Raw genomic sequence first — 21,628 nt, 5'->3', positions numbered from 1 at the left:
CACTCGTCCTGAGGCCGGAAGGCGACGAATCAGCCGTTCGCCAGGGAGCGGACGCACCAAGGGGCGGTACGGAACCCCGCACCGCCCCTTTCGACCGGCCTTGTCCGGCACCTACAGCAGCGGCAGGTACCGCTTCAGCTCGAACGGCGTGACCTGCGAGCGGTAGTCGGCCCACTCCGCACGCTTGTTGCGCAGGAAGAAGTCGAACACGCCCTCGCCCAGGGTCTCCGCCACCAGCTCGGAGTCTTCCATGATCGAGATCGCCTGGTCGAGGTTCTCCGGCAGCCGGGTGATGCCCATCGCCCGGCGCTCGGCCTCGGTCAGCGACCAGACGTTGTCGTCGGCGCCCTCCGGCAGCTCCAGGCCCTGCTCGATGCCCTTCATACCGGCGTTCAGCATCAGTGCGTAGGCCAGGTAGGGGTTGGTGGCGCTGTCCAGGCCGCGGTACTCCACGCGGGTGGACTGGCCCTTGCCCGGCTTGTACATCGGCACCCGGATCAGGGCCGAGCGGTTGTTGTGGCCCCAGCAGATGTAGGCCGGGGCCTCGGCGCCGCCCCAGATGCGCTTGTACGAGTTCACCCACTGGTTGGTGACGGCGGTGATCTCGGCGGCGTGCTTCAGCATGCCCGCGATGAACTGCCGCCCGACCTTGCTCAGCTGGTACTCGGCGCCGGCCTCGTGGAAGGCGTTCTGGTCACCCTCGAACAGCGAGAAGTGGGTGTGCATGCCCGAACCCGGGTGCTCGTTCAGCGGCTTGGGCATGAACGAGGCGAACAGCCCCTGCTCGAGCGCGACCTCCTTGATCACCGTGCGGAAGGTCATGATGTTGTCGGCCATGGTCAGCGCGTCGGCGTAGCGCAGGTCGATCTCGTTCTGGCCCGGCCCGGCCTCGTGGTGGCTGAACTCCACCGAGATGCCCATCGACTCCAGCACGCCGATCGCGGCCCGCCGGAAGTCGTGCGTGGTGCCGCGCGGCACGTGGTCGAAGTAACCCGCCTGGTCCACCGGCTCGGGCTCCTGGCCCCAGGTGGACGGCTCCTTGAACAGGTAGAACTCGATCTCGGGGTGGGTGTAGAAGCTCAGCCCGTGCTCGGCGGCCTTGTTCAGGGCGCGCTTGAGCACGTTGCGCGGATCCATCAGGGCCGGCTCGCGGTCGGGCGTGAGGATGTCGCAGAACATCCGGGCGGTGCCCTGCGACTCACCACGCCAGGGCAGCACCTGGAACGTGGAGGGGTCGGGCTTGGCGAGCATGTCCGCCTCGTGCACCCGGGCGAGGCCCTCGATCGCGGAGCCGTCGAACCCGATGCCCTCGGCGAACGCACCCTCCAGCTCGGCCGGGGCGATCGAGACGCTCTTCAGTGACCCGAGGATGTCGGTGAACCAGAGCCGGATGAACCGGATGTCCCGCTCCTCGATCGAGCGGAGAATGAACTCCTGCTGCCTGTCCATGCCGGTCCTTTCCTTCTTCCGTGCCGTCCGCGGGCCTTTCGCCGGCCCGCGCGCGATACGGCCGAGCCTGCCAGATCCGGGGTGCTTCGGTGCACTCCCGGAGGCCGTCGGTCGCCGCAGAACAGCCTACGGTGGCGTAACTCACCCGGCGCCGGTCCGGGCCCTGCCCCGGCATCGGCACGACGCCCCCTCCGGTTGAAAACGACAGCCGCCCGGGTGTGACTCCCCGCACGTGAGGCGTCATGGCAGCGTGGCCCGGGCGTAGGACGATGGGACGAGAGTTCCCCGAGGAGGCGAAGCGATGAGCCAGCAGGAAGAGGCCGCCCCGTACGGCGGCACACCGGTGACCACCGACCAGGCACCGGTGAGGAAGATCCGGATCCACCATCTCCAGCAGATGAAGGCCCGGGGCGAGCGCTGGGCCATGCTGACGGCGTACGACCAGCTGTCGGCGTCGGTGTTCGACGCGGCCGGCATCCCGGTGCTGCTGGTCGGCGACTCGGCCGCCAACAACGTGCTGGGCTACCGCACCACCCTGCCGATCAGCCTGGACGAGATGATCCCGCTGACCCGGGCCGTCTCGGGGGCGGCACCGCACGCGCTGGTGGTCGCCGACCTGCCGTTCGGCAGCTACCAGGGCTCACCGCAGCAGGCCTTCGACAGCGCTGTGCGGATCATGAAGGAGGGCGGGGCGCACGCGGTGAAGCTGGAGGGCCGGGCCGCGCTCGCGCCCACCGTGAAACTGCTCGCCGAGGCCGGGATTCCGGTGATGGCGCACATCGGCTTCACGCCGCAGAGCGAACACGCCCTGGGCGGCTACCGGGTGCAGGGCCGGGGCGAGAACGCCGAGCAGCTGCTCGAGGACGCGCTCGCGCTCCAGGCCGCCGGGGCCTTCTCGGTGCTGATGGAGATGGTGCCCGCCCCGGCCGCCGCCGCCGTGACCAAGGCACTCGACGTGCCCACGGTCGGCATCGGCGCCGGGCCGGACTGTGACGCCCAGGTGCTGGTGTGGACCGACATGGCCGGGTTCACCGGCGGGAAGACGGCCCGGTTCGTGAAGAAGTACGCGGACCTGCGCGGCATCCTGACCGAGGCCGCGCAGGAGTACGCCCGCGACGTCCGGCACGGCACGTTCCCCGCGCCGGAGCACTCCTTCGAGGACTGACCGGGGATCAGTCCCCGTCCTTCCAGCGACGGTCCTCCTCGTCCCACGCCTCGGTGCGGGCGCGGGCTGATTCCAGGGCCTGCTGGGCGGCCGCCCGGGTGGGGTAAGGACCCATCACGTCCTTGCCCTGCCCTTTCCGGGACGAGGCCTCCACCTGGCCGGTCGACAGGTTGTACCAGTACTGCTCGGCACCTTCGCTCATGATCGCCAAGATAGCCCCGGGGTGCCCGATACGCCCCCGCAGCGGTCGCCCGGGCCCCTCGTCGTCCATTGATCCGATCTCCCGCGCGGTTCAAGCCGACGGCCGCGATCACCGATGTTGCCTGTGTCACCCACCGCTCTCATGGACGAGACCGGATGTGAATCAGATGCCCGGGGGAACCTGTCATGGACATGCGCATCGGGGGTCAACCCCTGTCGAGCGCCCGGATCGCTCTCACCTCGCCCGACCCGGACGCCAACCCGGCCGGCTCACAGGGCCAGGCCTGGTCGTACGGCGCCCAGTCGTCGGGTGAGAACTCGCCCGCCAGAGCCGGTTTCGACAAGATCGCCGACGGCGACCGGAACGCCGTGCCGGTCAGCGGCGACGTCTACCTGACCGCGATGTACGAGCAGTACGTCAACTACCGCGGCCCCAAGCGCGGCACCGTGGAGAACCCACTCTCCCCGGCCGCCGTCGGCCCGGTGCAGACCGTGGTGATCACCCGCACCGAGGGCACCCGGCTCGACATCCGGGTCTGAATCCTTGCCCGGCCGGTCTTCTCGGGCCGGCCGGGCAGGAAAATCATGGACGACGAGGAGCCCGCGACGAGGCCCGCCGTCCGCCGGGAGGACCGGACCCGGGCAAAGTCCTAGACTGCCGGGCTATGAGCACCTTGTCGGGAAGCAAGTCGGGCCCCTCCACCGCGCCGCTCGGCACGCTGGTGCCCGGAGTGGTCGGCCCGCGCCGCGCCGTGCCCGCCGACATCCCGCGCCCGGAGTACGTGGACCGGCCCGCCCCGGCGAAGTACACCGGTCCCGAGGTGAAAGACGCCGCCACCATCGAGCTGATGCGCGAGGCCGGCCGGATCGCCGGCGCCGCGCTCGCCGAGGTCGGCCGCCACGTGCGGCCCGGCATCACCACCGACGAGCTGGACCGGATCGGCCACGAGTTCCTGCTCGACCACCACGTGTACCCGTCCACGCTGGGCTACCGCGGCTTCCCGAAGTCGTTGTGCACCAGCCTGAACGAGGTGGTCTGCCACGGCATCCCGGACTCCACGGTGGTGCGTGACGGCGACATCATCAACATCGACATCACCGGCTACCTGACCCGCGACGGACTCGGCGTGCACGGTGACACCGACGCCACGTTCCTCGCCGGTGACGTCGACGAGGAGTCGCGCCTGCTGGTCGAGCGCACCCACGAGGCGATGATGCGCGGCATCAAGGCAGTGCGGCCGGGCCGGCAGATCAACGTGATCGGGCGTGTGATCGAGGCCTACGCCAGGCGTTTCGGCTACGGCGTGGTGCGTGACTTCACCGGGCACGGCATCGGCACGGGCTTCCACACCGGCCTGGTGGTGCCGCACTACGACTCCGCCCCCGACCACGCCACGGTGATCGAGCCGGGCATGACCTTCACGATCGAGCCGATGCTCACCCTCGGCACCCACGAATACACCATGTGGGACGACAAGTGGACGGTCGTGACCAAGGACCGTAGGCGCACGGCCCAGTTCGAGCACACGATCCTGGTGACCGACACCGGCGCCGAGATCCTCACCCTGCCCTGAGCCCGCGCCGCCACGATCTTCAGAAACTAGGGACGACGATGAGCACCGACAACATTTCCCCCGCTTCCGGAATCGACTCCGCCGTCACCGGTTTCGGCATCGACATCGGCGGCTCCGGCATCAAGGGCGCCCCCGTCGACCTGACCGCGGGCCGGTTCGCGGCCGAGCGGGTGCGCATTCCCACCCCCTCGCCGTCCACCCCCGGCGCGGTGGCCGACACGGTGGCCGAGATCGTCGAGGGCTTCGGCGAGGCCGCGGGCACCGGCCCGATCGGCGTGACCTTCCCCGCGGTGATCCAGCACGGCGTGGCCCGCACCGCGGCGAACGTGGACAAGGCCTGGATCGACACCGACGTGGACACGCTGTTCAGCGCGCGGCTCGGGCGCAGCGTGCACGTGGTGAACGACGCCGACGCGGCCGGGGTGGCCGAGGCCCGGTTCGGCGCCGCCCGCGACACGAAGGGCGTGGTGATCGTGGCCACGCTGGGCACCGGCATCGGCTCGGCCCTGCTGCTCGACGGCAGGCTGCTGCCCAACACCGAGCTCGGGCACCTGGAGATCGACGGCCACGACGCCGAGCACCGGGCCGCCGACAGCGCCCGCGAGCGTGACGACCTGTCCTGGGAGAAGTGGGCCCACCGGCTCCAGACCTACTTCCGCACGGTGGAGAACCTGTTCTGGCCGGACCTGTTCGTGATCGGCGGCGGGGTGAGCAAGAAGAGCGCCAAGTTTCTGCCGCTGCTCGACATCCGCACCCCGATCGTGCCGGCCGAGCTGCTGAACGACGCCGGCATCATCGGTGCCGCGGTGCTGGCGGCGGAGACCGCCTGAGGTTGTGCCCCTTCGGCCGAGACCTCAGTCGAGGGGCTCGGCCAGGGTGGCGCTGGTCTCGGCGACCATGCGGAAGTAGTCCTTCGCGTTCTCCTCGCCCATGTGCTTGCTGGCGATGGTCGCCGACAGCGAGGCCAGGGCGGTGACGAAGGACAGCTGCGAGGTGCCCTCCAGGTCACGCAGGATGAAGCTCATCGCCTCGTGGTCACCCAGCATCTGGAAGCGGATGAAGGCGGCGGCGCGCTGGTTGGCGAGGGCTGCGGCCCGATGTTCTTCGGAAAACACGAGAACCTTTCCTGGTCGACTCCCCCGGTTCTCCAGTATGCGAGCCCGATCCGGTTCATGGTCACGGATGGTTCACCAAACCCCCGGTGGGGTGAACCCATCCGGTCACGCTGGGTTGAGCTGGGCGGACGAGCTGGACTGTAAGCCGGATTTTGTGCCAGTGCCGGGCGAGCCCGGCACTGCGGCGACCATCCATCTCGGGGTGACGTTGCCATCACCCTCGTGCGGTCTACCCGGGTGCTCGGGCGGGCAGCCCTCGAACGCACCCTGTCTGACCTTGCTCCGGGTGGGGTTTACCTAGCCGCTCCGGTCACCCGGAGCGCTGGTGGTCTCTTACACCACCGTTTCACCCTTACCGGCAGCGCCGGCGGTCTGTTCTCTGTGGCACTGTCCCGTGGGTCACCCCAGGTGGGCGTTACCCACCACCCTGCCCTGTGGAGTCCGGACTTTCCTCGGCGGGCGGCGGACCGCCCGACGCGGCCGCCCGTCCAGCTCGTCCGCGTCGTACATCCTAGGGCCTTCGCACGGCACTCCCCGACCACCGGCGGGACGTGCGCCCGCACCGCAGCGCGACCTCCGGGCGGAACCCGGTTCACCTGCGCGACCAGCGCCCTTCACACCCGCACCGCGTCCCGTTCGGCTGTTTTCCACCTCATCCTTCCCTTTGTCTACTGGTCGCTCACCGCACACGTTCGTTCACCCAGCGCGTAACGGATCTCGGCAACATTCAGGGGGTTGGTCTCCCTGACGGCCCCTGGAGGTACCGGAGATGTTTGCCCCCCGGGCAAGAGTGAGCGTGGCGGTGGTCGTGGCCGGCCTCATCGGCGTCCCCACGTGGTTGGCCACGAACGCCCAGGCGACGGCCCCCACGCAGGCGACCGCGGCCCCTGCCGCGCGGACCGCCCAGACCGCGCGGACGGCCACCGCGAAGAAGGTGACCGCGCAACTGCTGGTGTTCAACGACTTCCACGGGCACATGACCTCGGACGGGCTGTCGATCAGCGCCAAGACCTCGACCTCGAAGGGCCCGGGCTACGTCACCGCGGGTGGTGCGCCCTGGCTGGCCGGGAAGATCGCCGCGGCGAAGAAGGACAACCCGGCGTCGCTGGTGCTCTCGGTCGGTGACCAGGTCGGCGGCAGCCCGCTGATTTCCGGGTACTACCACGACGAGGGCACGATCGAGACGCTGAACCGGTTCGTCGACGTCGCGGTGGTGGGCAACCACGAGTTCGACGAGGGCACGGCCGAACTGCGGCGGCTGCTGAACGGCGGTTGCCACCCGGACGACGGCTGCTCGCCGGTGTCGCCGGACTACGCCGGTGCCACCTTCGACATGCTGGCCGCCAACGTGATCGACCGGAAGACCGGTAAGTCGATGCTGCCCGGTTACGTGATCAAGAAGGTCGGCGGGGCGCGGATCGGCATCATCGGCACGGTCACGCCGGACACCACCGACCTGGTGCCGCTCGACGGGATCAGGGACGTGAAGTTCGTCGACGAGGCGCCGGTGATCAAGAAGCTGGCCAAGCAGCTGCGGACGGAGGGTGTGGACGCGGTGGTGGCGATGACCCACTCCGGTGCCGACCAGACCGCGCGCAGCCCGATCAACTCGTGCAAGGGCCTGGCCGGCCCGGCGAAGGACCTGACCGCCCAGGTCTCCGGCTCGGTCGACGTGGTGCTCAGCGCCCACACCCACCAGCCCTACATCTGCAAGGTCAAGGGCACGCTGCTGACCAGCGCCGCCTCCTACGGACGGCTGCTGACCAAGGTCCAGGTCACGATGAACACGTCCACGCACGAGGTGACCGGGCTGAAGGCCGGCAACGTGGTGGTGAAGCACAGCGGCAGGCGCAGCACGGCGGTGGCCACGGTGGTCGACCGCTACCGCAGGGCCACCGACCCGATCGCGACGAAGAAGGTGACCACGCTCCAGCAGGCGCTCACCCGCACCACCACCCGTTCCGGGGAGACCTATCTGGGCCGGGTGATCGCGGACGCCCAGCTGGCCGCCACGAAGCCGAAGGCGAAGGGCGGGGCGCAGATCGCGGTCATCAACCACGGCCTGGCCCGGATGAACCTGGAGAAGGGCAAGGTCACCTACGGCGACGTGTTCGACGCCCAGCCGATGGGCAACCACCTGGTCACGATGACCCTGACCGGGCGCCAGATCGACGCGATGCTGGAGAGCTCGTTCTGTCACGAGGCCGCGGTCGGCAACGACGACCGGGTGCCGCTGGAGGTGAGCGGGAGCTTCTTCTACAGCTTCGACGCGGGCAAGAAGTGCGGGCACCAGATCCGGATCCGCGACATGCGGCTCAACGGCAAGCGGATGTACGCGGACCGGAAGTACCGGGTGACCACCATCGACATGTTCGCCGACGGCGGCAACGGGCTGGCCGGGTTCGCCGACGGCACGAAGCGGGTGACCGGGGCGCTGGAGCGTGACGCCCTGGCGCAGTACCTGAAGAAGCACCCGGGCCTGGGTCTGCCGCACGGCACCCGGATCAAGGCGCTGTAATTCCCCGGACGGATCGGCGCCGGGACGGGCACGTACACTCCGTGCGTGCTCGTCCTGCTGCCCCCGTCGGAGTCCAAGGCCGCCCCCGCGAAACGGGGCAGGGCCGTCGCGCTGGAAGACCTGTCGTTCCCTGGCCTGACCGACCTGCGCAAGCAGGTGCTGGAGGCGCTGATCACCACCAGCGCCCGGCCCGACGCCCTCGAACTGCTGGGCGTGGGTGCGTCTCTCGCCGGTGAGGTGGCCCGCAACCTGACGCTGCACAGCGCCCCGGCCCGGCCCGCGCACGAGGTGTACACCGGCGTGCTCTACGACGCCCTGGACTGGCCGGCGCTGTCACCCGCGGCCCGGCGGCGGGGCGCCTCCCGCGTGGTGGTGATCTCCGCGTTGTGGGGTGCGTTGCGGCCGGGTGACCGGGTGCCGTCGTACCGGTTGTCGATGGACGGCGAACTGCCCGCACTCGGCCCCCTGGCCCGGCACTGGCGCACGGAGCTGCCCGGCGTGCTGACCGAGGCGGCGGGCCGGCGCGGCGTGATCGTGGACTGCCGCTCCGGACCGTACGTCGCGGCCGCGCCGGTGACGTCGTTCCCCACCGGGCTCGCCGACCGCACCGTGGCGGTGCGGGTGCTGCGCGAGAGCGCCGGAAAGCGTTCTGTGGTGAGCCATCTGGCCAAGCACACCCGCGGCGAGGTGACCCGCTACCTGCTGGAGCGCGGCGCCGACCCGTCGAGCCCGGCCGAGCTGCGCGACCTGGTCGGCGAGCGCTGGCCGGCCGAGCTGACCGGGCCCGCGCGTGCCGGGGCCGCCTGGACGCTGGACGTGGTGCTGCGCGCCTGACCGGCAGACGCGGGGCCCAGCCTGCTCTGGCCTGCTCTGGCCTGCTCTGGCCTGCTCTGGTCCCGCGTGCTCCGGCCCAACCGGTGCACTGGCCGTCGCCGCACCGGGCCCGCGCCGAAGCGCGGGCCGAGCCGGATCAGCCCAGCGCGCCGTCGAGGTCTTCGAGCAGGTCCTGCACGTCTTCGAGACCCACCGAGATGCGCACCGTGCCGTCGCTGATGCCGGCCGCCGCCCGGGCCTCGGGGGTGAGCCGGCGGTGGGTGGTGGTGGCCGGGTGGGTGACCATGGACTTGGAGTCGCCCAGGTTGTTCGAGATGTCGACGATGCGCAGCTTGTCGAGGAAGCTGAACGCCTGGTCCTTGCCGCCCAGCTCGAACGTGACCACCGTGCCGCCCGCGCTCATCTGCGACTTGGCCAGTTCGTACTGCGGGTGGCTGGGCAGGTGCGGGTACTTGACCGCCCCGACCCGGGCGTCGCCCTCCAGGAACTCGGCGATCCGCAGCGCCGCGGAGCTCTGGTGCTCGACCCGCAGCCGGAGCGTCTCCAGGCCCTTGAGCAGCACCCAGGCGTTGAACGGGCTCATCGAGGGGCCCGTGTGGCGCATCAGGTTCTGCACCTTCTCGTTGATGAAGTCTTCCGGCCCGAGGATCGCCCCGCCGAGCACCCGGCCCTGGCCGTCGATGTGCTTGGTGGCCGAGTAGACGACGATGTCGGCGCCCAGCTCCAGCGGCTTCTGGAGCAGCGGGGTGGCGAACACGTTGTCGACCACCACCTGCGCGCCGGCCGCGTGCGCCATCTCGCTGACCGCGCGGATGTCGACCAGCTCCTGCGCCGGGTTGGACGGCGACTCGAAGAACACCGCCTGGGTGGGCACGCTGAGCGCCTTCTCCCACTGGGCCAGGTCGGGCCCGTCGACGAAGACCGTCTCGACGCCCCAGCGCGGCAGGATCTCGTCGAGGATGACGAAGCACGACCCGAACAGCGCCTTGGACGCCACGATCCGGTCGCCCGCACCGAGCAGCGCGGCCAGCGCGTTGAACACCGCCGACATGCCGGTGGCCGTGGCGAAGGCGGCCGGCGCGCCCTCGATCAGGCGCAGCCGCTCCTCGAACATCGACACCGTGGGGTTGCCGTAGCGGGAGTAGACGAAGTGCTCGAGCTCGCCCTTGAAGGCGGACTCGGCCTGGCCCGCCGACTCGTAGGTGTATCCCTGGGTGAGGAACAGCGCCTCGGACATCTCCGCGAAGTTCGACCGGACGGTGCCGCCGCGCACGCTGAGCGTGGCCGGACGGCGGGTGTCGGGGGTGTCGTTGGTCATCTGCTCGTTCCTCGGGACGGGGTGGGTGATGGTTGCCGACCCTGCCGGGTCAGCCCTGCTTCCAGGGCAGGCCGCGCACCTTCCAGCCGGCCTGCCGGCCGCGGTGGCCCTGCTCGTCGGGCGGGCCCTCGAAGCCCTCGAGGATGTTGTAGGCGGCGGTGTAACCGGCCGCCGTGGCGGCCTCGGCCGCGGCCACCGACCGCACCCCGGAACGGCACAGGAACAGCACCGGCGCCTGCTTGTCGGCCGTGGCGGAACCCACCTCGTCGAGGAAGGCCGGGTTGCGCGAGCCGTCGGGGAAGGTGGTCCACTCGACCAGCGCCACGTCTTTGGCCAGGGTGGTCAGGTCGGGCACCCCGACGTAGGACCACTCGGCCCGGGTGCGCACGTCGACCAGCACCGCGCCCGGGGTGGACCGCACCAGTTCCCAGGCCTGCTCAGGGGAGAGATCTCCGGCGTATGCCATGTGCTGTCATGCCTCCGCGATGTTCGGCCGGGCCGGCGCCGCGGGCAGCACGACCGCCTGCCCGGCGATCACCCGCTCGCCGTCGTGGGTGAGGGTGGGCGGACCGTGCAGCACGTAACCCTCGGCGAGTGCCGCGCTGACCCGCTCGCAGAACGCGCGGTCGTCGGGGCCGGTCAGCAACCGGTACCGAAGCCGCTCACCTGTCTGCTCGTTCTCCGCCACGGGATCAGTTCTACCCCAGGGGTCCGACAGTCATAAGACCCCCACCCGAAACGCTGCCCGGATGCCCCGCTCCGGCACGCGCGGCGAGCCCTCAGGGCTGCTGGTTCACCGCCGCCACCTCGACCCCGCCGTCCGCCCAGCAGCGCAGCGTGGTCAGGCTCGCCGGGTCCACCCGCAGCCGCCAGAACGCGGCCGGGCCGGCGTCCAGCGCCGAGGCCACCGCCGCCCGCACGGCACCGGTGTGGGTGACCACCACCACGCACCGGCCCGCCTGCTCCGCGACCAGCCGGCGGGTACCGGCGTCCACCCGCCGCCGCAGGTCGTCAACCGACTCACCGCCGGGGGGCCGGGCCGACGGGGACTCCTGCCAGAGCCGGTACCCGGCCGGCCAGCGTCGCGCGATCTCGCCGTACGCCAGGCCGTTCCACTCCCCCAGGCGCAGCTCCGCCCAGTCCGGGGCGGTGCGGGGCTCCCGGCCCAGCGCCCCGGCCAGGCCGGACGCCGTCTGCCGGGCCCGCAGCATCGGCGAGCTGAGCACCAGGTCGACCGGACCGATCCGGCGCCCCAGCACCGCAGACAACGCGGAAACCTGCTGCCGCCCCTCGTCATTCAGCGGCGGACCGGGATCGTCACCGCCGCTGGGCACCCGCCCGGTGGCCGCCGTGCTGGCGTGCCGGACCAGGTGCAGGGTGAGGGGCGATCCCAGGTCGGGACCGGTCAGAGCCCGGATTCGGCGGTGCGCACCAGGATCCGGCTGCACTCCTCGCAGCGCACCACCGCGTTCTCGGCGGCGGCGCGGATGCGGGCCAGGTCGCTCGGCGGCAGGGTGATGCGGCAGGCCTCGCAGCGGCGCTGATAGAGCTTGGCCGCGCCGACCCCGTGGTTGGTCTCGCGGATGCGCTCGTACAGGGCCAGCAGGTCTTTCGGGATGCCGGCGGCGGCGTTCTCGCGGTCGCGCTTCTCGGCGTCGGCCTCGGCGCTCAGCGCCGCGAGCTCCTTGTCGCGCTCCGCGGCGGCCTCGGCGATCTCGGCCGTCACCGCCTCACGCCGGGTGGTGGCCGCGGCGACCGCGGTCTGCGCGGCCTCCTGCCGCTCCATCACCTCGAGCTCGGCGTCTTCGAGCACGCTCTGCCGGTTCGCCAGGCTCTCCAGCTCGTGCTGGATCGCCTGGAGGTCTTTGGCGCTGCCCTGGCCGGCGTCGAGCCGGGCCTGGTTGCGTGCCACGCGCTGCCGCACCTGCTCGACGTCGCCCTCGGCCTTGGCCAGCTCACGGGCGGCGTCGGTGGCGGCGGTGCGGGCCACCACCATCTCGTCGTCGATGCCGGAGAGCTTGCCCTCCAGCTCGGTGATCCTCGCGTGCGCGGGCAGCGTGCGCTGCCGGTGCGCGATCTGGGTGAGCCGGGTGTCGTGCGACTGCACGTCCAGCAGCCGCCACTGATCCTGAGCCGCCGCCGTCACCACAGAAACCATCCTCCTAGCCGAAACATCCCCCCGGAATGCGATCAGCTTAGAGGGTTCAGCGGACCATTCCGCCCGGGCTCGGCACGCGGAAGGTCCACGGGTCGGTGCTACGGGCCGACACCAGCACCTCCACCGGCCTGCCGGAGTCGGCCAGGGCTCCCTCCAGACGGTTGGAAACCCCGTTCAGCCAAGGCCATTCGCTGGCCCAGTGGGCCACGTCGACCAGATAGGGCGGGCCGTCACCGGCCGCCTCCCGGGCCTCCGAGGCCGGATGATGCCGCAGGTCGGCGGTGACGTAGACATCGGCGTCCGCCGCCCGTACCGCGTCGAACAGCGAGTCACCCGCGCCCCCGCACACCGCCACCCGGGACACCTCGGCGGTCGGGTCACCGGCCACGCGCACCCCCTGCGAGGTGCTGGGCAGGGCCTCGGCCACCAGCATCGCGAACTCCCGCAGGCTGGTCGGCTGCTCCAGGGTGCCGACCCGGCCGATCCCGCGCGGACCCGACCAGGAGGCCAGCTCGTACAGGTCGACCGCGGGCTCCTGGTAGGGGTGGGCGGTGCGCAGCGCGGCCAGCACCTCGCGGCGGCGGCGGCGCGGCAGCACCGTCTCCAGCCGCCGTTCCTCCACCACCTCGCGCTCGCCCGGGGTGCCGATGTGCGGCGTGGCGGAGTGGCCCGGGACGAAGGTGCCTGAGCCCACCGCCGTCCATGCGCACCGCTCGTACTCGCCGATCTCGCCCGCGCCGGCCGCCGCCAGCGCGTCGAGCACCTTGTCCACCGCGGCCTCGGGAACGAACGTGACCAGCTTGTCCACCGGATCGGCGGGGTCGGCCGACAGCGGCACCAGGTCGGTCAGCCCGAGCACCCGGGCCAGCGCGTCGGAGACCCCGGGAGCGGCGGCGTCGGCGTTGGTGTGGGCCGTGTACAGCGCGCAGCCACCGCGGATCAGCTGGTGCACCACGCGCCCCTTGGGCGTGGTGGCGGGAACCCCGTGCACGCCACGCAGCAACAGCGGGTGATGAGTGATCAGCAGGTCCGCCCGCCAGGCCAGCGCCTCCTCGATGACTGTCGGCCCCGGGTCGATCGCCAGCAGGATGCGCCGCACCTGTGCGTTCGGGTCACCGCACACCAGACCCACGGCGTCCCAGTCGCGCGCCCAGGCCGGGTCGTACATCCGCTCCAGCACGGTGATGACGTCGGCGAGCAAAGGCGAAGCGGCTTCGGTGGTCACTCTCGGAACTGTATCGGGCACAGCGCGTTCATGTGTCATGACTTGGCGTGTTCTCCGACAAGCGTCCAAAGACACTGGTCAGTAGTGGACGGGCGGGATCCGGAGGAGGCCGGCCGGGCAGGATTTCACGCTGCCCGGCCGGGTTCTCAGAACTCGGTCTGCCCCAGGCTCAGACCCTCGACGAACCGGGCCACCGGCTCGGCCATCGCCTCCAGCTCCAGCACCACGATCCGGTTCACACCGGCCCGGGTCACCGGGCCGGGCACGTACAGCGTCCGGGTCGGTCCGCGACGCCAGTAGCGGCCCAGGTCGAACCCGTTGACCCAGGCCAGGCCCTTGCCCCAGGCGGCGGTGTCGAGGAACAGGTCGGCGGGCGCGTCCAGCTCGAACTCCGCGGTCAGCACCGTCGGGCCGTGGTCGGTGGACCGGCCGGCCAGGTCCAGCCCGGGCAGCAGCTCGACGTCGAGCGGAGTCGCCGTCCAGCCGGTCAGCGGCTCGCCGGCCAGCCGGATCTCGCCGATCAGGCCCTTCTCCTCGCCCAGCCGCGGGCCGTAGTTCACCCGTCCCTGATCCTCCACCAGGATCCCGATGGTGGACGACGCGAGCGGCAGACGGATCGAGCGCTCGTGCGAGTCCCTGGCCAGGATGCCGACCGGGACGCCGTCGGCGAACACCCAGGCCCGGTCCCGCACCTCGTCCAGGGTGAGCACACCCGGCGCCCGGCCCTCGACCGACGTCTCGTAGAGCACGAAACCGGTGTCCTGGCCGAGCTCCTCGAAGGTCGCGGCGTGATCGGCGTCGCGGGCCGCGCCGAGTTCGGCGGCCAGGCCGAGCAGCCCCGCCCGCTCCTGGAGCGCGACCTCCAGCACCGGCGCGGCCGGGCCGGGCGGCGGCACCTCGTCGGGCACCGGGGCGTACTTGGCGATCGTCTTGCGGAAGGCGTGGAACTTGGCGGTCGGGTGGCCGGCCTCGTCGAGCGGGGCGTCGTAGTCGTACGACGTCACCAGCGGCACGTAGGCGCCCTTGTCGTTGGCGCCGTTGGTCATGCCGAAGTTGGTGCCGCCGTGGAACATGTAGAAGTTCACCGAGCCACCCACCCGCAGGATCTCGTCCAGCGCGGTGTCCGACTCCTCCACCGTGGTGGTGTGGTGGTGGAAGCCCCAGCTGTCGAACCAGCCGTTCCAGAACTCCATGCACATCAGCGGCCCGGTGGGCTGGAACTGACGCAGGGTGGCGAACCGCTCGGTGCTGCGCGAGCCGAACGAGGCGGTCATGTGCAGGCCGGGCAGGCTGCCGTCGGCCAGCATCTGCGGGTCGGGCTGGTCGATCGTGGTCAGCGGCACGGTGATGTCCGCCTCGCGGGTGACCCGGACCAGCTCGGCCAGGTACTCCTTGTCGGATCCGTAGGCGCCGTACTCGTTCTCGATCTGCACCAGGAAAACCGGCCCGCCGCGGTCGATCTGGAGCGGGGCGACGATCCGGTAGACCGCCTGGAGGTACTCGGTGAGGGCCTTCAGGTACTGCGGCTCGGCCCGGCGCAGCTCCACCCCGGGGATGCGCAGCAGCCACGGCGGCAGACCGCCGTTGCTCCACTCCGCGCAGATGTACGGGCCGGGGCGGACGATCGCGTGCATGCCCTCGGCGGCCACCAGGCGCAGGAACCGCTCCAGGTCCAGGCCGCCCTCGGTGACGAACTCGCCGCGCCGCGGCGCGTGCGCGTTCCACGGCACGTAGGTCTCGATCGTGTTCAGGCCCATCAGCCGGGCCTTGTGGATCCGGTCGGCCCACTGGTCCGGGTGGATCCGGAAGTAGTGCAGGGCACCGGACAGGATCTGGTACGGCTCCCCGTCCAGGAGGAAGTCCTTCTCCCCGATGGTCAGTTCAGCCACGCTGTTCCTCCGAAAGTTTCTGTGCCGGGCGCAGGGTCAGCACCGACCAGGAGACGGGCGGGAGCGTGACGGCCAGCCGGGTCGCTCCCTCCCCGGTCTCCGTGCGGATGCCGGACAGCGCGACCGGCGAGACCGGCTGCTCGTTGCGGGTGTTGGTGGTGAAGCGGTCGCCGCCGGTCGGGGCGGTGAGGGTCTGCGCGTCGGCGAGAACCAGCTCGCCGCCGGTGAACTCGATGCTGAGGGCGGCCTCGTCGGTCACGGCCCGGTTGACCACGAACACCGAGACGGAACCGTCGTCCGCGACGGTGCTGACAGCGTCCACCAGTTCGACGTCGCCGTAGCGCGCGGTGGGCGCCGAGCCCACCGTCAGGTCCGAGCCGAGCACGGCACCCCGGCCCCGCGCCGAGGTCAGGGCGAACGGGAAGAACGTGGTCTGGCGCCAGGCGGCGGCGTCGGGCTCGCACCGGATCGGGGCGATCACGTTGACCAGCTGGGCCAGGTTGGCCATCGAGACCCGGTCACTGTGCCGCAGCAGCGAGATCAGCAGTGAGCCGACCACCACCGCGTCGGTGACGTTGTACTCGTCCTCGATCAGCCGCGGGGCCTGCGGCCAGTCGCCGGAGAGCACGGCGTCCTTGTGGTTCTCGTTCCAGTCCCGCTGGTACCAGACGTTCCACTCGTCGACGCTGATGCCGATCTTCCTGTCCAGGCCCAGTTCGGCGAGCACCTCGTCGATGATGCCCGCGACGGTGTCGAGGTAGCGGTCCAGCCCGGCGCCGGAGGCGAGGAAGCTGGCGACGTCACCGTCGCTCTCCTCGTAGTAGGCGTGCACCGAGATGTGGTCGGCGAGCTCCGCGGTGTGCCGCAGAACGGTGCGCTCCCACTCCCCGAAGGTCGGCATCTCCATGTTCGAGCTGCCGGCCACCACCAGCTCCACGCGGTGGTCGAGAAAGCGCATGTAGCGGGCGGTCTCGGCGGCCAGGCGACCGTACTCGTCGGCGCTCTTGTGGCCGATCTGCCAGGGACCGTCCATCTCGTTGCCCAGGCACCACAGGGTGATGCCGAACGGCTCGTCGGCGCCGTTGGCCCGGCGCCGCTCGCTGAGCGCGGTGCCGCCCGGGTGGTTGGAGTACTCCAGCAGGTCGCCGGCCTCGAGAATGCCACGGGTGCCGAGGTTCACGGCCTGCATCACCTCGACGCCGGCCCGCTGCGCCCAGCCGGCGAACTCGTGCAGCCCGACCTGGTTGGTCTCGGTGCTGTGCCAGGCCGCGTCCAGGCGCACGGGGCGCTGCTCGCGCGGCCCGACGCCGTCTTCCCAGCGGTAGCCGGAGACGAAATTGCCGCCCGGGTAACGGGCCACGGTGACGCCGAGTTCCCGCACCAGTTCGAGGACGTCCTGACGGAACCCCTCGGTGTCGGCGCTCGGGTGCCCCGGTTCGTAGATGCCCTGGTAGACGCACCGGCCCATGTGCTCGACGAAACCGCCGAACAGTCGCGGCGGAACAGCCGCCACCGTCTCGCCGAGATGGACCCGCAGGTCTGCCGGGATCATCGTGTTACCTCTCTTGCGGGTGTATCCGTTGCCTGAGCAATTGTTTTCGGGCAAAGAACAGGCCGGACTCCGGCGGAGCCCGGCCTGTTCCCTACCTGGAGCCGGACTTACTTGACCGTGAAGCCCTGCTGCTTGCCGTAGGTGTCGAGCGCTTCCTTCCAGGACGCCAGGCCGGCGTTCAGGTCGCTGCGGTCGACGTACGCCTTGCCGGCCGTGTCACCGAAGATGGTGAACGCGTAGGCCTGGTAGGGCAGGTAGGACCAGTTCGGCTGGACCTGGCCGGCCGCCTCGGCGAGCACCTTGTTGACCTGCTGGCCACCGAAGTACTTCGACTTGGCCTCGGTGAACTCCGGGTCGCCCAGCTCGGCGGTGGTCGACGGGAAGCCGCCGCTCTCGATGAAGATGTCGAGGCTCGCCGAGTCGTGGTTCAGCCAGCGCACGAACGCGGCGGCCAGCGCCGGGTTCTTGCTCTGCTTCAGCACGGCCTGGCCGGAGCCGCCGTTCTCGGCCGTGACGGGCTGGCCGTCGTAGGTCGGGATCGGGGCGACCCGCCAGTCACCGGACGCACCGGCGGCGTTGGCCTCCAGGTTGCCCGGCATCCAGGCGCCGGTGACCAGCGAGGCGATGGTGCCGTCGGTCAGGCCCTTGAACCACTCGTCGCTCCAGCCCACGGTGTCCGAGAGCAGGTCGTTCTGGTGGAGCTGGTTCCACATGGCGGTGAACTTCTTGGTGCCCTCGTCCTCGAAGTTGACCGAGACCTCGGTGCCCGAGACGTTGAACGGGTGGCCGCCGGCCTGCCAGATCATCGAGCTGGTGAAGCCACCGTCACCGCTGTCGGCGGTGATGTAGGCCTTCGGGTTCTTCTCGTGGATGAGCTTCGCGTCGGCGATGTACTCGTCCCACGTGGTCGGCGCCTTGTCGATGCCGGCCTCGTCGAAGACCTTCTTGTTGTAGAACAGCGCCATCGGGCCGGAGTCCTGCGGCAGACCGTAGACCTTGCCGTCGAACGCCACGGAGCCCCAGGTGGAGGCCGTGTAGGCGGACTTCAGCTCGTCCAGGCCGTAGGTGCTCAGGTCGAGCAGCGACTCGGACAGCGCGTACTGCGGGAACGCGTAGTACTCGATCTGCGCGACGTCGGGGGCACCGTCACCGGCCTCGATCGCGTTCGTCATCTTGGTGTACTGGTCGGTGTTCGTGCCCACGTTCTCAAGGTTGACCTTGACGTTGGGGTACGCCTTCTCGAACGCCGCGACCTGGTCCTCGCCGGACGGGGTCCAGCTCCAGTAGGTGATCTCGCCACCCTTCTCCAGCGCGGCGTCGAGGTCGGCCTGCGAGAAGGACCCGGCGTCGGCGGAGTCGTCGGAGCTGCCACCACCGCACGCGGCGAGGGTCGTCCCGACCGCGAGCACGGCACCCAGGGTGACCGCCACGCGAGCCAGGGGCTTGCGGAACTTACGGGACATCGGGGGTTGTTCCCTTCACTTCGTCGTGCTTCGGGACCCCGGCGCGGGGGAACGCCGGGTTGTTTCGGGGTTGGAACAGCCGGTGCGGGGGCGGAGGAGGGTCGGAGCTCTCACGCCTTCACACTTCCGGCGGACAGGCCGGACTGCCACTGACGTTGCAGGACGAGGAATGCCACGACGATGGGGATGATCGACAGCAGCGACCCGGTCAGCACGAGGTTGAAGATCGGCTGTGCGCCGGCACCCGTGGCCTGGCTGTTCCATTGGTTCAGACCGACGGTCAACGGGTACCAATCCGAGTCGCTCAGCATGATCAGTGGCAGGAAGTAGTTGTTCCAGGTCGCCACAGTAGTGAACAACAGCACCGTCACGATGCCGGGGGCCAGGAGCCGTATCGAAATCGTGAAGAAGGTCCTCAGTTCGCCGGCGCCGTCCACCCGGGCCGCCTCGAGGATCTCGGTGGGGATCGCCTCGACCGCGAACACCCACATCAGGTACAGGCCGAACGGGCTGATCAGCGACGGGATGATGACGGCCCACGGGGTGTTCGTCAGGTTCATCTTGCTGAACATCAGGAAGGTCGGCACGGCCAGGGCGGTACCCGGCACGGCCACCGCGCCGAGCACGATGGAGAACACCGCACCGCGGCCGGGGAAGCGGAACTTGGCCAGGCCGTAGCCGGCCAGGGTGGCCAGCAGGGTGGCGCCGCCGGCGCCGACCACCACGTAGATCAGCGTGTTGCCGAGCCAGCGCAGGAAGATGCCGTCCCGGTAGGTCAGCGTGTCCTGGATGTTGCTGAACAGGGCGAAGGAGTCACCGAACCACAGACCGAAGGAGTCGAACAGGTCGGCCTGGGTCTTGGAGGCATTGATGACCAGCCACAGCAGCGGCAGCACGGTGTAGATCAGGAACGCGGCCATCAGCACGGTCAGCGCGATCGACTTCTGCGTGCCGGGGCGGCCCTTGGGCTTGGAGCGCACGTGCCGGTTGGCCCGGCCGTTGCGGGCCTCGGCCCGGGTGAGGGTGCTCATCTCAGCGGTCCTCCGTCCGCGAGCCACGCAGCTGCACGACGTAGGCGATGACCGCGGTCACGACGCCCATCACGATCGCGACGGTGGCCGAGTAGTTCTGCTGCTGCCCACTGAAGGCCAGGTTGTAGGCGTACATGTTCGGGGTGTAGTCGGTGGTGAGGATGTTCTCGGCCAGCGGGCGCAGGATGTTCGGCTCGTTGAACAGCTGGAAGCTACCGATGATCGAGAAGATCGTGCCGATCACCAGGGCACCGCGCAGGGCCGGGATCTTGATCGCGCGGATGATCCAGAGCTGGCCCGCGCCGTCGAGTTCCGCGGCCTCGTAGAGCTCGGTCGGGATCGTCTTCAGCGTGGTGTAGAAGATCAGCATGTTGTAGCCGACGAACTCCCAGGTCACGATGTTGCCGATCGAGATCAGCATCCAGTCGGAGCTGAACGGCTTCAGCACGGTGGACCCGAGGATGTCGTTGACGTTGCCGACCAGACCGAACTGGTCGCCGTAGATGAAGCCCCACATCAGCGCGGCCACCACGGCCGGCACCGCGTAGGGCAGGAAGAGCACGATCCGGAAGAGGCCCGCGGCGTACAGCCGCGCACTGTCGATCGCCATCGCCGCGGCGAGCGCGATGCCCAGCATGATCGGGACCTGCACCACCAGGAAGAGCAGCACCCGCAGGAGCGCCTCCCAGAAGCTGGCGTCCTGGAACAGCTGGGTGTAGTTGTCCAGACCGACGAAGTGGTTGCCGCCGATCAGCTGCTTGCGGAAGGTGCTCAGGTAGATCGCGTAGAACAGCGGCGCGATGAAGACCAGCGCGAACACGGCCATGAAGGGCCCGACGAAAATCCAGCCACGCCAATCCTTACGCGGCTTGCGCCGAAGCGCAGACCGCGCGGGCGGGACCGTCCTCGCGGTCACCGACGCCATCGTCATCTCTTTACCTCTCTGGAAAGACCCAGAATGTTTACGTCAACATTTTGGTGTGGGGAAGCTAGCATGTTTACGTGAACATGACCACGGGCCTGGGACTGTGAACCACCCGGACGACACCGTCGAGGCTGACGAAACCCCCACCGTGGAGCCAAGATCCCACCGTCGTGGCCCCTCGATGGCCGACGTCGCCCGAATTGCGGGGGTTTCGGGGCAGACGGTATCGCGGGTGGTGAATGGGCGCACAAACGTCGACGAAACCACGCGCGGTCGCGTATTGGCCGCGATGAGTGAAGTCGGCTACCGGCCGAACAATGCCGCTCGCGCTCTGCGATTAGGACGATTCGGCAATATCGGCGTCATCATGTTCACGTTGTCGTCGTTCGGGAACATGCAGACGCTCGACTCGATCGCCAAGGCGGCCGTCGACGCGAACTACTCCCTCACCCTGATCCCGGTGCGGCGGGCCTCGCAGTCCGACGTCACCAAGGCCTTCGCCCGGCTGAACAAGCAGGCGGTCGACGGCGTGATCATCGTGATCGAGGCGCACCTGATCGACACCAACGAGGTGCAGCTGCCGGCCGGGCTGCCGCTCGTGGTGGTGGACGCGGGGGCCCAGCTGCCGGCCCCGGTGGTCGACACCGACCAGGCCGAGGGCGCGAAACTGGCCACCGAGCACCTGCTCGGACTCGGCCACGACACGGTGTGGCACGTCTCCGGTCCGGAGAGCTCGTACTCCGCCGTGCGCCGCCGGCAGTCCTGGCACGACACGCTGCGGGCGAACGGCCGCGCGGTGCCACCGGTGATCATCGGCGACTGGTCGTCCGACGCGGGTTACCGGGCCGGACTGGAACTGGCCGAGAACCCGGACGTGACCGCCATTTTCGCGGCCAACGACCAGATGGCGCTGGGCATCCTGCGGGCGATGCACGAGCGTGGGCGGCCGGTGCCGGGCCAGGTCAGCGTGCTCGGGTTCGACGACATGGCCGAGGCCAAGGACTTCTGGCCGCCACTGACCACGATCCGGCAGAGCTTCGGCGCGGTCGGGCGGCGCAGCGTGGACCTGCTGATCCACGGCATCAAGAACGGCACCAGCACGCCGGTCAACGTGCTGGTGCCGATCGAGCTGGTGGTGCGGGCGAGTACCGCTCCCCCGCCCGAGGGCATGTTGGGGAATTCCATGCCTGCTGCGGGGCACCCGTGACGCC

General features: G+C 70.0%; 21 protein-coding genes and 1 other RNA gene. 7 read left to right on the top strand and 15 right to left on the bottom strand.

Annotated features, from left to right (window positions below; genetic code table 11):
* Positions 1-111: 111 nt before the first annotated feature.
* Entirely contained in the window at positions 112-1,449 is a 1,338-nt protein-coding gene (gene glnA, locus KIH74_RS18635) for a type I glutamate--ammonia ligase (RefSeq protein ID WP_214157243.1), read from the bottom strand.
* A gap of 301 nt (positions 1,450-1,750) precedes the next feature.
* On the opposite strand from glnA, the gene panB reads away from it, so the two are divergent.
* Positions 1,751-2,614 (top strand): 3-methyl-2-oxobutanoate hydroxymethyltransferase, encoded by an 864-nt coding sequence (gene panB, locus KIH74_RS18630; protein WP_214157242.1) that lies wholly within the window; start codon positions 1,751-1,753, stop codon positions 2,612-2,614.
* 7 nt (positions 2,615-2,621) lie between these two features.
* Here the strand turns inward: panB and KIH74_RS18625 are convergent, their stop codons facing one another.
* Positions 2,622-2,816 (bottom strand): hypothetical protein, encoded by a 195-nt coding sequence (locus tag KIH74_RS18625; protein ID WP_214157241.1) that lies wholly within the window; start codon positions 2,814-2,816, stop codon positions 2,622-2,624.
* A gap of 185 nt (positions 2,817-3,001) precedes the next feature.
* On the opposite strand from KIH74_RS18625, the gene KIH74_RS18620 reads away from it, so the two are divergent.
* From KIH74_RS18620 to ppgK, 3 genes are all read left to right on the top strand, one after another.
* Complete coding sequence (locus KIH74_RS18620) at positions 3,002-3,355, top strand: hypothetical protein (protein ID WP_214157240.1); 354 nt, start codon at positions 3,002-3,004, stop codon at positions 3,353-3,355.
* A gap of 125 nt (positions 3,356-3,480) precedes the next feature.
* A complete protein-coding gene (map, locus tag KIH74_RS18615; protein ID WP_214157239.1) occupies positions 3,481-4,389 on the top strand; it encodes a type I methionyl aminopeptidase in 909 nt (302 codons plus the stop codon).
* A gap of 38 nt (positions 4,390-4,427) precedes the next feature.
* Positions 4,428-5,219, top strand: a complete 792-nt coding sequence (gene ppgK / locus KIH74_RS18610; protein ID WP_214157238.1) for a polyphosphate--glucose phosphotransferase — start codon at positions 4,428-4,430, stop codon at positions 5,217-5,219.
* Positions 5,220-5,243: 24 nt separating this feature from the next.
* Here ppgK and KIH74_RS18605 read toward each other — a convergent pair whose 3' ends face one another.
* A complete protein-coding gene (locus KIH74_RS18605) occupies positions 5,244-5,504 on the bottom strand; it encodes a hypothetical protein (protein WP_214157237.1) in 261 nt (86 codons plus the stop codon).
* 125 nt (positions 5,505-5,629) lie between these two features.
* Positions 5,630-6,000: RNase P RNA component class A (rnpB, locus tag KIH74_RS18600), an RNA gene on the bottom strand.
* 300 nt (positions 6,001-6,300) lie between these two features.
* Here rnpB and KIH74_RS18595 point away from each other — a divergent pair.
* Together KIH74_RS18595 and KIH74_RS18590 are read left to right on the top strand one after the other, a co-directional pair.
* Complete coding sequence (locus KIH74_RS18595) at positions 6,301-8,022, top strand: bifunctional metallophosphatase/5'-nucleotidase (protein WP_214157236.1); 1,722 nt, start codon at positions 6,301-6,303, stop codon at positions 8,020-8,022.
* 45 nt (positions 8,023-8,067) lie between these two features.
* The gene (locus KIH74_RS18590; protein ID WP_214157235.1) at positions 8,068-8,856 is read left to right on the top strand and encodes a YaaA family protein; all 789 of its coding nucleotides are present in this window, start codon (positions 8,068-8,070) and stop codon (positions 8,854-8,856) included.
* A gap of 136 nt (positions 8,857-8,992) precedes the next feature.
* Here KIH74_RS18590 and KIH74_RS18585 read toward each other — a convergent pair whose 3' ends face one another.
* The 11 genes from KIH74_RS18585 to KIH74_RS18535 form a co-directional block, all read right to left on the bottom strand.
* Positions 8,993-10,174 (bottom strand): O-succinylhomoserine sulfhydrylase, encoded by a 1,182-nt coding sequence (locus KIH74_RS18585; RefSeq protein ID WP_214157234.1) that lies wholly within the window; start codon positions 10,172-10,174, stop codon positions 8,993-8,995.
* Between the two features lie 49 nt (positions 10,175-10,223).
* Positions 10,224-10,640, bottom strand: coding sequence for a rhodanese-like domain-containing protein (locus tag KIH74_RS18580; protein ID WP_214157233.1), 417 nt, complete (start codon positions 10,638-10,640; stop codon positions 10,224-10,226).
* Positions 10,641-10,646: 6 nt separating this feature from the next.
* Entirely contained in the window at positions 10,647-10,862 is a 216-nt protein-coding gene (locus KIH74_RS18575) for a DUF1737 domain-containing protein (protein ID WP_214157232.1), read from the bottom strand.
* A 91-nt stretch (positions 10,863-10,953) separates the two neighbouring features.
* Positions 10,954-11,622: a histidine phosphatase family protein gene (locus KIH74_RS18570; RefSeq protein WP_214157231.1), complete on the bottom strand. Its 669-nt coding sequence runs from the start codon at positions 11,620-11,622 to the stop codon at positions 10,954-10,956.
* Positions 11,580-12,320: a zinc ribbon domain-containing protein gene (locus tag KIH74_RS18565; RefSeq protein WP_308113882.1), complete on the bottom strand. Its 741-nt coding sequence runs from the start codon at positions 12,318-12,320 to the stop codon at positions 11,580-11,582. Before KIH74_RS18565 ends, KIH74_RS18570 begins: the two co-directional genes overlap by 43 nt.
* A gap of 58 nt (positions 12,321-12,378) precedes the next feature.
* Positions 12,379-13,557, bottom strand: coding sequence for a Nif3-like dinuclear metal center hexameric protein (locus tag KIH74_RS18560; RefSeq protein WP_214157230.1), 1,179 nt, complete (start codon positions 13,555-13,557; stop codon positions 12,379-12,381).
* Positions 13,558-13,703: 146 nt separating this feature from the next.
* Positions 13,704-15,446, bottom strand: a complete 1,743-nt coding sequence (locus KIH74_RS18555; protein ID WP_214157229.1) for a glycoside hydrolase family 35 protein — start codon at positions 15,444-15,446, stop codon at positions 13,704-13,706.
* Complete coding sequence (gene arfA, locus KIH74_RS18550) at positions 15,439-16,998, bottom strand: arabinosylfuranosidase ArfA (protein ID WP_214157228.1); 1,560 nt, start codon at positions 16,996-16,998, stop codon at positions 15,439-15,441. The genes KIH74_RS18555 and arfA overlap by 8 nt, the downstream gene beginning before the upstream one ends.
* A 107-nt stretch (positions 16,999-17,105) precedes the next feature.
* Positions 17,106-18,461, bottom strand: a complete 1,356-nt coding sequence (locus KIH74_RS18545) for an ABC transporter substrate-binding protein (RefSeq protein WP_214157227.1) — start codon at positions 18,459-18,461, stop codon at positions 17,106-17,108.
* 110 nt (positions 18,462-18,571) lie between these two features.
* Complete coding sequence (locus KIH74_RS18540; protein ID WP_214157226.1) at positions 18,572-19,492, bottom strand: carbohydrate ABC transporter permease; 921 nt, start codon at positions 19,490-19,492, stop codon at positions 18,572-18,574.
* Position 19,493: 1 nt separating this feature from the next.
* Positions 19,494-20,423: a carbohydrate ABC transporter permease gene (locus KIH74_RS18535; RefSeq protein WP_372492086.1), complete on the bottom strand. Its 930-nt coding sequence runs from the start codon at positions 20,421-20,423 to the stop codon at positions 19,494-19,496.
* A gap of 175 nt (positions 20,424-20,598) precedes the next feature.
* Here KIH74_RS18535 and KIH74_RS18530 point away from each other — a divergent pair, with 175 nt between their 5' ends.
* The gene (locus KIH74_RS18530) at positions 20,599-21,624 is read left to right on the top strand and encodes a LacI family DNA-binding transcriptional regulator (protein ID WP_214157225.1); all 1,026 of its coding nucleotides are present in this window, start codon (positions 20,599-20,601) and stop codon (positions 21,622-21,624) included.
* Positions 21,625-21,628 lie beyond the last annotated feature (4 nt).

The sequence above is a fragment of the Kineosporia corallincola genome (assembly GCF_018499875.1).
In the GTDB taxonomy this organism is placed as follows: domain Bacteria; phylum Actinomycetota; class Actinomycetes; order Actinomycetales; family Kineosporiaceae; genus Kineosporia; species Kineosporia corallincola.
This window is presented reverse-complemented; position numbering and strand designations above follow the sequence as displayed.